At 63.6% G+C, this 12,288-nt stretch carries 12 protein-coding genes; 9 read left to right on the top strand and 3 right to left on the bottom strand.

Annotated elements, in window-relative coordinates; all coding sequences use genetic code 11:
• Nucleotides 1–131: 131 nt before the first annotated feature.
• The 5 genes from QA645_RS10875 (at nt 132) to QA645_RS10855 (ending at nt 7,192) form a co-directional block, all read left to right on the top strand.
• Nucleotides 132–809 (top strand): DUF4286 family protein, encoded by a 678-nt coding sequence (locus tag QA645_RS10875; protein WP_283050103.1) that lies wholly within the window; start codon nt 132–134, stop codon nt 807–809.
• A gap of 240 nt (nt 810–1,049) precedes the next feature.
• Nucleotides 1,050–2,849 (top strand): FAD-dependent oxidoreductase, encoded by a 1,800-nt coding sequence (locus tag QA645_RS10870; RefSeq protein ID WP_254133535.1) that lies wholly within the window; start codon nt 1,050–1,052, stop codon nt 2,847–2,849.
• Entirely contained in the window at nt 2,819–4,666 is a 1,848-nt protein-coding gene (locus QA645_RS10865) for a 2-oxoacid:acceptor oxidoreductase subunit alpha (protein WP_283050101.1), read from the top strand. Before QA645_RS10870 ends, QA645_RS10865 begins: the two co-directional genes overlap by 31 nt.
• A complete protein-coding gene (locus tag QA645_RS10860) occupies nt 4,663–5,718 on the top strand; it encodes a 2-oxoacid:ferredoxin oxidoreductase subunit beta (RefSeq protein WP_283050100.1) in 1,056 nt (351 codons plus the stop codon). Before QA645_RS10865 ends, QA645_RS10860 begins: the two co-directional genes overlap by 4 nt.
• A 124-nt stretch (nt 5,719–5,842) precedes the next feature.
• On the top strand, nt 5,843–7,192 hold the full coding sequence (locus tag QA645_RS10855; RefSeq protein ID WP_283050099.1) for an adenylate/guanylate cyclase domain-containing protein: 1,350 nt from the start codon (nt 5,843–5,845) through the stop codon (nt 7,190–7,192).
• Nucleotides 7,193–7,198: 6 nt separating this feature from the next.
• On the opposite strand, the gene QA645_RS10850 is transcribed toward QA645_RS10855, so the two are convergent.
• The 3 genes from QA645_RS10850 to QA645_RS10840 form a co-directional block, all read right to left on the bottom strand.
• Complete coding sequence (locus tag QA645_RS10850) at nt 7,199–7,639, bottom strand: DUF4399 domain-containing protein (RefSeq protein WP_283050098.1); 441 nt, start codon at nt 7,637–7,639, stop codon at nt 7,199–7,201.
• Nucleotides 7,640–7,656: 17 nt separating this feature from the next.
• Nucleotides 7,657–9,201 carry an SUMF1/EgtB/PvdO family nonheme iron enzyme gene (locus QA645_RS10845; RefSeq protein ID WP_283050096.1) on the bottom strand — a complete coding sequence of 515 codons (1,545 nt, stop codon included), beginning with the start codon at nt 9,199–9,201 and terminating at the stop codon, nt 7,657–7,659.
• A gap of 321 nt (nt 9,202–9,522) precedes the next feature.
• On the bottom strand, nt 9,523–10,107 hold the full coding sequence (locus tag QA645_RS10840) for an STM3941 family protein (protein WP_254133540.1): 585 nt from the start codon (nt 10,105–10,107) through the stop codon (nt 9,523–9,525).
• Between the two features lie 195 nt (nt 10,108–10,302).
• On the opposite strand from QA645_RS10840, the gene QA645_RS10835 reads away from it, so the two are divergent.
• The 4 genes from QA645_RS10835 to QA645_RS10820 all read left to right on the top strand — a co-directional run bounded on the left by QA645_RS10835 (nt 10,303) and on the right by QA645_RS10820 (nt 12,277).
• A complete protein-coding gene (locus QA645_RS10835) occupies nt 10,303–10,926 on the top strand; it encodes a hypothetical protein (protein ID WP_283050094.1) in 624 nt (207 codons plus the stop codon).
• A 31-nt stretch (nt 10,927–10,957) separates the two neighbouring features.
• Entirely contained in the window at nt 10,958–11,431 is a 474-nt protein-coding gene (locus tag QA645_RS10830; protein WP_283050092.1) for a DsrE family protein, read from the top strand.
• 94 nt (nt 11,432–11,525) lie between these two features.
• A complete protein-coding gene (locus QA645_RS10825; protein ID WP_074120355.1) occupies nt 11,526–11,849 on the top strand; it encodes a metalloregulator ArsR/SmtB family transcription factor in 324 nt (107 codons plus the stop codon).
• A complete protein-coding gene (locus QA645_RS10820) occupies nt 11,846–12,277 on the top strand; it encodes an SRPBCC domain-containing protein (RefSeq protein WP_254133543.1) in 432 nt (143 codons plus the stop codon). The genes QA645_RS10825 and QA645_RS10820 overlap by 4 nt, the downstream gene beginning before the upstream one ends.
• Nucleotides 12,278–12,288: the final 11 nt, after the last annotated feature.

The following is a 12,288-nucleotide window of genomic DNA, read 5'->3' as shown; positions in this document are numbered from 1 at the left end:
AGCGCTCCGATGGAGCGCGTCTCGAAGGATGAAAGGCCGCGATGCTACAGCGGGGCCTTCATGGTTCGAGACGCCACTTCGTGGCTCCTCACCATAAGGGTCTGGGTTCGCATGGGAAGGACAACAAGAAAATGCCGCTCGCCGGGACAGGCATGCTGCTGACGTCGATGAACATCGACGCCGCAGACGAAGCCGATTTCAATCGCTGGTACGATCGCGAGCATCTGGAAGAGCGCGTTGCGATCGAGGGCTTTCTGGAAGCGCGGCGCTACGTCGCGCACGCCGCCAATCCCAAATATCTCTCGCTGTATTCGACCGCGACGCTCGACGTGCTCGACAGTCCCGCCTACCGGACGCGCCTGGCCAACCAGACCGAATGGTCGCGGCGAACCATGGCGCATTTCAAGAACATGCTGCGCGTGGTCGCACGCATCACCATCAGCAAGGGCACCGGCCGCGGCGCTGCGCTCGGTCTGGTGCGGCTGCGCCCCACCGTCGACAATGCCGGGGCGTGGCGTGATGCACTGCAAGAAAAGCTGGTGCCGCAAGACCGCGAAGGCATCATCTCGATGCACCTGCTCGAGACCGAGCCGGAATTGTCGGGCGCGACCGGCGATATCCCAGCGGTGCGCAACGAAGGCGCACGCGACTGGTTCGTGCTGATCGACGGCACGCGTGTTGGCGCGGTCTCGGCGGTCATCGCCGAGCGCTTCACCGGACCGGCCGCCGCGCCCTTCCCGCTGCCCGTCTCCGTCGGCACCTACAGCCTGATGTGGGACCTCGCGAAGAGCGATATCGCGAGCAGCTAAAGCGTCATCCGCATCGCAATATATTGCACCGCCGCATTGGTCGCCCGCGCGGTGTTAATGCTGTGTGCGCGCAGCTCCCATGAAAGGCGGTGATCGCGAAAATTTGCCGTTGTACTTGGGAATGGTTCTAATAAGCTAACCCAATGACGTCATTCAGAAACCAGATCGCCGCGCGTTAAGCGTCGACAAGCTCAAAGAAAAGGCCGCCGGGTCTTTGAGCCTGCGCGGACGAGGGTAGGAATGAAACCGACCGATATCGCGGCCCCCGACTACTTTCACAAGGTAGTCGATTGCCAGTGGGCCTGTCCTGCGCACACCCCGGTTCCCGAATACATCCGATTGATCGCACAAGGCCGCTACAGCGACGCCTACATGATCAATTGGAAATCGAACGTGTTTCCCGGAATCCTGGGACGCACCTGCGATCGCCCATGCGAGCCGGCGTGCCGCCGCGGACGCGTCGAGGAAACGCCGGTGGCGATCTGCCGCCTCAAGCGCGTCGCCGCCGACTTCAAGGACGACATCAAGCAGCGCCTGCCGCACCCGACCGCAAAGAACGGCAAGCGCGTCGCGTTCGTCGGCGGCGGTCCCGCGTCGCTGACGGTGGCGCGCGATCTCGCGCCGCTCGGCTATCACTGCACCGTATTCGACGGTGATCCCGAAGCCGGCGGCATGATGCGGACGCAGATCCCGAAATTCCGCCTGCCCAATTCGGTCATCGACGAGGAGACGGGCTACATCCTCAACCTCGGCGTCGAGTTCAAAGGCGGCCACCGCATCGAGAGCATGAAGGCCCTGCTCGCCGAGAAGTACGACGCAATCTTCGTCGGCTCCGGCGCGCCGCGCGGCCGCGAGCTCGACATTCCCGGCCGAAAAGAAGCTGCGAGCAATATCCATATCGGCATCGACTGGCTGTCGTCCGTGTCGTTCGGCCACACCGACAAGATCGGCAAGCGCGTGATCGTGCTCGGCGGCGGCAACACCGCGATGGATTGCTGCCGCACCGCGCGCCGCCTCGGCGGCGAGAAAGTCACGGTGATCGTGCGTTCCGGCTTCGAGGAGATGAAAGCCTCGCCCTGGGAGAAGGAGGACGCGATCCACGAGGATATTCCGATCCTCAACTATATGGTGCCGGTGGAATTCAAGCATGTCGCCGGCAAACTCATCGGCGTCACCTTCCAGCACGTCAAAGCCGAGTTCGACGCAAAAGGCCGCCGCAATCTGGTGCCTTCGGGCGATCCCGATCAGACCATTCCCTGCGACGACGTGCTGGTCGCGGTCGGCCAGGAGAACGCTTTCCCCTGGATCGAGCCGGATTGCGGCATCGAGTTCGACAAATGGCACATGCCCAAGGTCGATCCGCAGACCTTCGTCTCGACCAATCCGAAGGTGTTCTTCGGCGGCGATGCTGCGTTCGGCCCTAAGAACATCATCTGGGCGGTGGCGCAGGGGCACGACGCTGCGCTGTCGATCCACAAGCTGCTGTCGGGCGAGGACATTACCGAACGGCCGCTGCCGGAGGTGCACGTCTCCTCGCAGAAGATGGGCATCCACGAATGGAGCTATGACAACGACATCTCGATCGACAAGCGCTTCAAGGTGCCGCATCGCGACAAGGTGATCGCGCTGAAGGACATCCGCACCGAGGTCGAGCTCGGCTACGACGTCAAGCTCGCGCTCGGCGAGGCGCATCGCTGCCTGAACTGCGACGTCCAGACCGTGTTCTCGACCTCGCTCTGCATCGAGTGCGATGCCTGCGCCGATATCTGCCCGATGGACTGCATCACCTTCACCAATAATGGCGAGGAGGACGATCTGCGCGATCGGCTGAAGGCGCCCTCGCCGCGTCCGGATCAGGACCTCTACGTGTCCTCCGACCTCAAGACCGGGCGCGTGATGGTCAAGGACGAGGACGTCTGCCTGCATTGCGGGCTGTGCGCCGAGCGTTGTCCCACCGGTGCCTGGGACATGCAGAAATATTTCATCGAGATGACTCACGCAGGTTCGACATGTCCGACAAAAAGCCGATCAGCAGCGTAAACGACTTCGTCGTCCGTTTCGCCAACGTCAACGGCTCGGGCTCGGCCAGCGCCAACGAGATGTTCGCGCGCGCGATCCTGCGCCATGGCGTGCCGGTGTCCCCGCGCAACATCTTCCCCTCCAACATCCAGGGCCTGCCGACCTGGTACGAGGTGCGTGTCACCGAAGCCGGCCATCTCGGCGCCCGCGGCGGCGTCGACATGATGGTGGCGATGAACCCGCAGACCTGGGACAAGGACGTCGCCGGCATCGAACCCGGCGGCTACCTGTTCTACGATTCCACCAAACCGATGCCGTCGACGAAATTCCGCGACGACATCACCGTGATCGGCGTGCCGCTGACCGCGATCACCAACTCGACCTACACCGATCCACGCCAGCGCCAGTTGTTCAAGAACATCATCTATCTCGGCGCGCTCTCGGCGCTGCTGGAGATGGACCCGAAGCTGATCGAGCAACTGATCGGCGAGCAGTACAAGGGCAAGGAGAAGCTCTTGTCCTCCAACGTCCATGCGCTGCATCTGGGCCGCGACTGGGCGCTGCAGAATTTGAAATGCCCGATCGGGCTGCGGGTGAGGAAGTCCGACAAGGTCGGCGACCGCATCTTCATCGAGGGCAACAGCGCCGCCGCCCTCGGCGCCGTCTATGGCGGCGCCACCGTGTGCGCCTGGTATCCGATCACGCCATCCTCGTCGGTGGCGGAGGCCTTCACCGCCCACTGCAAGAAGTACCGGCACGACCCGGAAACGGGCAAGGCGAAATACGCGATCGTGCAGGGCGAGGACGAGCTCGCCTCGATCGGTATCGTCATCGGTGCGTCCTGGAACGGCGCCCGCGCCTTCACCGCCACCTCCGGCCCCGGCATCTCCTTGATGACCGAGTTCATCGGCCTCTCGTATTTTGCCGAGATCCCGGCCGTGATCATGAACATCCAACGAGCCGGCCCCTCCACGGGCATGCCGACCCGCACCCAGCAATGCGACATCATCGCCTGCGCCTATGCTTCGCACGGCGACACCAAGCATGTGCTGCTGTTCCCGGAAGATCCTGCAGAGGCCTTCGAGTTCGCGGCCGCCGCCTTCGATCTCGCCGAGCGGATCCAGACCACGATCTTCCTGATGCTCGATCTCGACATCGGCATGAACCACCGGCTCTGCCGGCCGCTGAAGTGGGACGATGCCAAGCAGTATGACCGCGGCAAGGTGATGACCGCGGAGATGCTGGAAGAAGGCCGCGACTTCGGCCGCTACCTCGACGTCGACGGGGACGGCATTCCCTACCGCACCTATCCCGGCACGCACCCGACCAAGGGCTCGTACTTCACCCGCGGCACGTCGCGTGACCGCTATGCGCGCTATTCCGAGGAAGGTTCGGTCTATGCCGACAACATGCAGCGGCTCGTGCGCAAGTTCGAGACTGCGCAGGACCTCGTGCCGCGGCCGCTGCAAGCCAATGCGGAACGGCCGACCAAATATGGCGTGATCTATTTCGGCTCGACCTCGCCGGCGATGGACGAGGCAATCGGACTATTGGAAGCGCGCGGGCATCAGCTCGACCGCCTGCGCATCCGCGCCTTCCCGTTCCACTCGAGCGTGGCGAGCTTCCTCGCCGAGCACGACTTCGTCTATGTCGTCGAGCAGAACCGCGACAGCCAGCTCCGCCAGCTCATCGTCAACGAGAACGGCATCGATCCCGTTCGCCTCGTGCCGATCGTGCACTATGACGGCACCCCGATCACCGCCCGCTATATCGCAAAAGCCATTGGCGACCACCAGGATCACCTCAAGGTGACCCCGCTCCGCAAGGCCGTGTCATGACCTATATTGCCAAGCCGAAATTCTCTCATCCCGGGCTCAAGAAGAACGATCTCGGCTACACCCATCGCGACTACGAGGGCAAGATCTCGACGCTGTGCGCCGGTTGCGGCCACGATTCGATCACGGCCTCGATCATCGAGGCCTGCTACGAGCTCTCGATCGAGCCGCACCGGGTCGCCAAGATCTCCGGCATCGGCTGCTCATCGAAGACGCCGGACTACTTCCTCGGCAATTCGCACGGCTTCAACTCCGTGCACGGCCGCATGCCGTCAGTCTTGACCGGCGCCAACCTCGCCAATCGCGACCTGATCTATCTCGGCGTCTCCGGCGACGGCGACAGCGCCTCGATCGGCTTCGGCCAGTTCGCGCATTCGATCCGGCGCGGCGTCAACATGACCTATATCGTCGAGAACAACGGCGTCTACGGCCTGACCAAGGGCCAGTTCTCGGCCACCGCCGACCGCGGCTCGAAGTCGAAGAAGGGCGTGACCAACACCGACAACGCCATCGACCTCGTCGCAATCGCGCTGCAGCTCGGGGCGACCTTCGTGGCGCGCTCGTTCTCCGGCGACAAGACCCAGCTGGTGCCGCTGATCGCGGCCGCGATCGGCCACAAGGGCGCGTCCTTCATCGACGTCATCAGCCCCTGCATCGCTTTCAACAACCATGCCGGCTCCACCAAGAGCTTCGACTATGTCCGCGAACACAATGACGCGGTGAACCGGCTCGACGTGCTGGTCGGCCGCGATCCCATCGCGGTGGACTATGCGCCGGGCACGGTGCAGGTGGTCGAGCAGCATGACGGCAGCAAGATCGCGCTGCGCAAGATCGACGCCGATTACGATCCGCATGACCGGCTGGGGGCTCAGACATTCCTCGCGCGGCACGCCGCCAAGGGCCAGATCGTCACCGGGCTGCTCTACGTCGATCCCGACGCGGAAGATCTGCACAGCCATCTCAACACGGTCGAGACGCCGCTCAACACGCTGGAAGCGGATATGCTGTGCCCGGGCTCGTCGGTGCTGGACAAGATCAACGCCAGCCTGCGTTAGAAACCGGCGTCGCGATTCCGAGGCGCGTTCGTCCCCGAGCGCGCCTTTGCCTTTTGGGCCAAGGTGACGGATTTCCGTCTGCAGCTCTTGTTTGCTATGGTCGGCCTGCAGGCAGGGACCACATATGCAGCCGGTTACGCAGTACGCCAGGAGCGGAGACGTCCACGTTGCCTACCAGGCGTTCGGCGACGGTCCGATCAACCTTGTTCTGGTGCCGGGCTTTGTGTCCAACGTCGAGAATTACTGGGACCAACCCGACTTCGCTCGCTTCCTGACGCACCTTGCGAGCTACGCGCGCGTCGTCACCTTCGACAAGCGAGGTACCGGCGGATCCGATCGCGTCAGTGAACTGCCGGGTCTCGACGTGCGCATGGACGATCTGCGTGCGGTGATGGACGCGGCTGGCATCGAGCAGGCTGCCCTGCTCGGGATCTCGGAGGGCGCGCCACTCTCCATTCTGTTTGCGGCCACCTATCCGCATCGTTGCCGCGCGCTCGTGCTCTACGGCAGCTTTTCGCGCTTCTCCTATTGGTTTGCGACCGACGAGGCGCTGGCGGCATTCTTCAGCTACGTCGAGACAGCCTGGGGCACCGGCGGAAGCATTCAGAGGTTCGCGCCGTCGCGAGCGAACGACGCGGCGTTCCAGCGCTGGTGGGGGCGCAATGAACGATTGGGTGCCAGCCCGGCCGCAGTAACAGCCTTGATGCGTATGAACAGCCAGATCGAGATCGGCGGCGTATTGCCGGCGGTTCGTGTGCCGACCCTCGTCATCCACCGGACCGAAGATCAGGTCGTCAACGTCGCGGGCGGACGCGACGTCGCGGCGAAAATTCCCGGAGCGCGTCTGGCGGAGTTTCCCGGGAGCGACCACCTCTTCTATGTCGGCGAGAACGCCGACGACATTTCCGATGCGATCGAGGAATTCCTGACGGGCGCACGTGGCTCCGCAGTGGCCGATCGCGTGCTGGCGACGGTGCTGTTCACCGATATCGTGGGTTCGACTGAAAAGGCCGCGAGCCTCGGCGATCGTCGCTGGCGCGCCCTGCTCGACGACCATCACGCCATGGTCCGCGGCATCCTCGCCCGCTTCCGGGGCCAGGAGGTCAAGACCACCGGCGACGGGTTTCTCGCGACATTTGACGGGCCGGCGCGCGGAGTCCGTTGCGCCCGAGCGATCGCTGATGAAGTCAGGTCGCTGGGCATCGATATCCGCGCCGGCCTGCACACGGGCGAATGTGAGGTCATCGGCGATGATGTCGGCGGGATCGCCGTCCACATCGGGGCGCGGGTCGCCGCGCTGGCCGGCGCCGGAGAAGTATTGGTGTCGAGCACCGTGAAGGATCTCGTCGCCGGGTCGGGCCTTCGCTTTGGCAGCCGTGGTGTCACGCCCCTGAAGGGCGTTCCCGGCGAATGGCAAATCTTTGCCGCCGAAAGCTCGACCTCACTGGCTCGTCCCGGGCATGAGCCCGGCTAGCGGTGATTATTTGCCGCGCGGCTGCCTCACGCGCACGCTGATCTTGTCCGAGACGACGGGCGGGTCGAACGGATAGTGCTTCGCATCGCCCAGCACCAGCTGCAGGGTGTGGGTCCCGGGCGGAAGCTCGAGAGTCGTTTCTGTCTGCCCCGCCCCGAAATGCAGATGCGACTTGTCCTGCGGGATCGGCTCCTTGGGATCGATGGGGTCGTTGACGTCGATCAGCAAATGATGGTGGCCGGCGTTCTGATAATCGTCGCCGGCATGCGTCACACCCATGTTGCGCAAGCCGAACCGGACCAGGAATGCGCCGCGCACCCTTTGCCCGTCATACGGGGTTATGAAATAGACCTTCGCGTCCTTTGGAGCGGCCTTGCCCTGCGAGAAGGCCATGCCCGGGAGCAATGCGAGCGCCGCCGACAGCGCAAAGCAGCGAAGGATCTTCATCAATCTACTCCGGCAGTTCAAGGACTGAGCGCCACGCGGAATCCATGTGTCGGGTAACGAACATTGGTATCGTAACCGTCGCGGTTGGACGGCCGCACGTATCTCGAATCGTTCTTCCAGGAACCGGAGCGCAGTACGTGCGAGCTGCAATCGCCACTGCTCCATGCCGAACCGTCATTGGGCGCGCCCTGATAGGTCCTGTGCCAGCAGTCCTCGACCCACTGGTCGACGCCGCCGCCCATGTCGTAGAGACCGAAAGGATTGGGCTTGAAGCTGCCGACCTTCGCCGGCTGCTCGGCCGCGGCATCACCGCAGTCCTTGCACCCGGCCATGCCCTGCTGGGGCTTGTCGCCCCACCAATACTTTGTCGACGTCCCGCCGCGCGCCGCATACTCCCATTCGGCCTCGCTTGCGAGCCGGTAAGGCTTCTTCGTCGTCTGCACGAGGAAGGCGGCATATTGCTGCGCGTCGGTCCAGCTCACATTGGTGACGGGCGCATCGTCCTTGCCGATCGCCGTGAATCCGCACGCCTTGGCGGCGGCGCATTCGTTCCATTCCTGCACCGTCACCGGATATTTTCCGATCGAGAACGGCTTGACCGTGACCTGGTGGACAGGGCGTTCGGTCGGATCATCGTTGCTTCCCATCGCAAAGCTGCCGCCGCGAATGGCGATCATCTCGGGCTCACGAACCGGTGCCGCCGTCGGTTGAACGGGCGCCGGAGTGGGCGACGGAGGCGCCGAGGCCAGTGAGGGAGACGGTTGCGGCGTCGGCGTCACCGCCTCGCGCGGTGACGCCTGCGGGATCGGCGATGCGGCCGGAGAGGCGGTTGGAGACACGGTCGGCACGGCGGCCTGCTCGCCGACCCTGTGTTGCGGCTGCGCCAGCAGATACCAGAGCACGCCAGCGGCAATGACCAGCAGCGTGATGCCCAGGAGAAAGATCAGGGTGTTCTCGCGCCGGCCGCGCGCGGTGCCGACCGAATCCGCGTCCGGCAGAACGCGATAGACGCGCACGGGATCGGTGATGTTCTTGACCTTGCGATCCCCGAGCGACTCATAGCCGCACACGACCTTGTGCTTGATCTGCTCGTAGATCGCGCCGGAGATGTAGACCTGGCCGGGCTCGGCAATGCCCTCGATGCGTGTGGCGATGTTAACGCCATCGCCGTAGACGTCGTCCGGCTCAACGATGACATCACCGAGATTGACGCCAATTCGGTATTCGATCCGGGATTCCTTCGGAATCGAGGCGTTGCGGCCGACGAGATTCTGCTGGATCACGATGCTGCATCGAACGGCCTCGACGGGGCTGTCGAAAATGGCGATGAAACCATCGCCCGTGGTCTTCACCAGACTTCCATGATGCTCGACGATGCTGGGTTCGATGAGGTCCCGCTCGATCCGCTTGACGCGGACATGCGTTCCTTCCTCGTCGGCCTGCATCAGGCGACTGTAGGATGCGATGTCGCCGACAATGATCGCTGCGAGACGACGAGGCATTCCGCCGTGCGGAGGAGGCTCGTTCTGATTCCCGGATCTGAAATTGCGAATTTCGCCCATTGCGGGGGACTCCACAAACCTACAAGAGGCGGCCCCAGCCTACGACTTCTAAAAATAATTGCGTGTGAACGCTATCACATTAGCGAACCGGAACAACGTCGAAGGAATCGCCGGCAGCGAGTTCCAGAGAGCAGGGACTTGTTGGTTGTCTGAACCTTCCTGGCCCCCCCCGCGACTAAGGCGTCGCGCGGAGCATCCATCTCAACCATGTGGAGGCCGGCGGCGGACAACATCAACGTCAGGCTGTGCCCGAGCTTGACCTCTTCCGCTAACGGGAGAGCGAGAACGCATCGCGCCCCCGGCAGCAATCAGGCCTGATCTCTAGCCGACCGGCTCCGGCGCGGGCACAGCTTCCGGCACGGGCTGGTCCGCAGGGACCGGTCGTCCGGCGCCCCAATATTGCTTGCAGGTCTCGAGCAATGTTTCGGTGTCCATGGTCAGGCCACCCGCATTGACGATCACGCTGTCAGTGCCAAGCGCCTTGTTCAGCAGCGACAGCGCCTGCGTCGCAAATCCTCCGGAGAACCGCTGGGCGATGAGGGGATCGACCTTGAGCACCACGAATTTCTGCGCGCGCTGCTCCCAGAGGAACACCTTCCGCACCGCGCTCCAGGCGATGGTCTCGCCGGCGAGCCTGGTGTCGCGAATGCCGACACGGCTGAGGAAGACCACCGGTTGCCTCGCTGTGATCAGCCTCCAGAGCATCCTGCAGGTGGCAAGGCCGAAAAACACCGCGCCGATATAGCAGATGGCGACCTGGGGCGTGGTGCTGTTCTGGCCTTGCTGCCAGTTGAATGCGAGCCCGGCACAGAGCAGCGTCAGCAGCAGGCTGCCGCCGAAAACCATCAGCAGCCGGGCCCGCGAATAGCCGATCGCAAGATTGGGCAAGTTCTGACTTTCGGACATTTCGATCGCCTCCAGCCATTTGCAACAACCCGGGGTCTATCCGCACCCCTCCCTTGCAAGGGTTAAGCCTGGAACCTTGCGCGAGGCTGCCCGCAGCAGGCGCAGTTGAACGCACCCTGTTCGGCTCGCGACTAACGGCCAGTTGGCCCTCGCCGCGCGATGCGGGCCGTCCATGGCTGAAGCCCCGGTGTCATCATGAAGCTTGCCCTCATCCTTCCGCTGGCCTTTGTCGCCTTCATCGGCGTCGCCCGGGCCGAGGGGGCCGACGACTTTCGCGAGGCCACCCCGGCTGAGACCGAAACCTTCAATGCGCGCATGTATGCAGGCACACCCGGCAAAACGGCCTATGCCTGCTTTGTCCGCCGCTACGATGCCGAGCATCTGGCGCAGCATCCGAAGCAGAAGGTTGCGTCGATGAAGCTGCTGGTGTCGGCGGAGACCTTTGAGGCGGACAATCAGCTCCACAACTCGTTCCGGATTGGCTTCCGGTACCGCCACCGCAGCGGCGATTTCGACTCCAGCGGCTCCTGTCACCACACCGTGCTCACCAAGGACGGCAGCGAGGTGCGCCTCGGCTGCGGCGTCGATTGCGAGGGCGGCGGCCTCGGCATCGCGCTGTCGAAGGACGACAAATCAGCCATCGTGCGGCTCGAAAGCATCAGGATCTGGCAGCACAAAAAGGCGACTGAAGACGACGACAATCGCACCCTGGTCGCCGGCAGCGATGACGGGATTTTCCGCCTCGAGCGGACCGACAACAGCGAGTGTGCTGCGCTTGCATACGACCGCAAGGAACTCGCCGCGCTTCGCCACAAATGATATGCCTCCGGCAAAGTAGTGGGAGATCGTCATGAACCGCCGGAACATCTTGTGGAGCACCGTCTCGGCGCTGGGCGCAGCGTTTGCCGCGTCGCGCGCCAAGGCTGATGATAAGGCTGCTGAAAAAGCTGCGACTGAACCCGCCAAGTCGGACAAGCTGAAGGTCGTCTATCACCTCGCCGACGCCGACAAGGTCAATTTCGTGCTCGGCAACATCCAGAACCATATCGACGGCGTCGGCGGCCCCGACCATGTCACGATTGCCCTTGTCATCCACGGGCCGGCACTGAAGGCTTTCCACTGGGCGCAGGCCAATCCTGACGTCAGCAGGCGGGTCGGCAATTTTGCGAAGGACGGCGTCGAGCTCGCCGCCTGCGGAAACACCATGAAGGCGCAGAACATCACGCTGACGGATCTGCTGCCGGGCTTCGTGAGTGCGGAAAAGGGCGGCGTGGTTCGGTTGGCCGAGCTGCAGTCGCAGGGGTATCTGTATCTGAGGCCGTGAGGCGCGAGCCCGCGCCCTCCGTCAATCCCGCTTGACTTATCCATAACTCTACGGTTATGAATTAATCCATAACCTACGAGTTATGGATTCCCGCATGTCCGCCGCCCACGATCTCCTGTTCCGGACGCTCGCCGACCCGACGCGGCGAGCGATCTTCGAGCGGCTCTGCCGCGAGGGCGAGCAGACGGTCGGGGCACTGACGGCGCGATCGGGCGTTTCCCAGCCGGCGGTCTCAAAACATCTCGGCGCGCTGAAGCAGGCGGGCCTGGTGCGCGATCGCCATGAAGGACGCCAGACCCATTACAGCGCGCAGCCCGGCGCGCTCAATCCGCTGATCGACTGGACCAGCCAGATGGCGGGCTTCTGGCAGAACCGGCTCGATGCGCTCGACGATTTGCTGAAGAGGATGGACCAATGACCGAGGCTGCGACCGAAACACGTTCCGTGGTGATCGAGCGGGAATTCGCTTATCCGCCGGAGCGGCTGTGGCGCGCGCTGACGCAGCCGCATCTGATCGAGGAATGGCTGATGAAGAACGACTTCAAGCCGACGGTCGGTCATCGCTTCAATCTGCGCGGCGAGTGGGGCGGCGTGCTGGATTGCGAGGTGCTCGCCATCGAGCCGCAGCGTTCTCTCGCCTACACCTGGAATTTCACCCATGAGGACGCGGCTTACGACCTCAAAAGCGTGGTGACCTTCACGCTCACCCCGCAAGGCGCGGGCACGCATCTGCGCGTCGAGCAGGCGGGCTTCCGCCCCAGCCAGAAGCAGGCCTATGGCGGCGCGCATGCCGGCTGGAAGCAGTTTTTCACCAAGCTGGACGAATTGCTGGCGCGGGCCGAATAGCCCTGCGTCCA

The organism is Bradyrhizobium sp. CIAT3101, from assembly GCF_029714945.1.
Taxonomy (GTDB): domain Bacteria; phylum Pseudomonadota; class Alphaproteobacteria; order Rhizobiales; family Xanthobacteraceae; genus Bradyrhizobium.
Note: the sequence above shows the minus strand (reverse complement) of the source record. Positions and strands in the feature narration are given on the sequence as shown.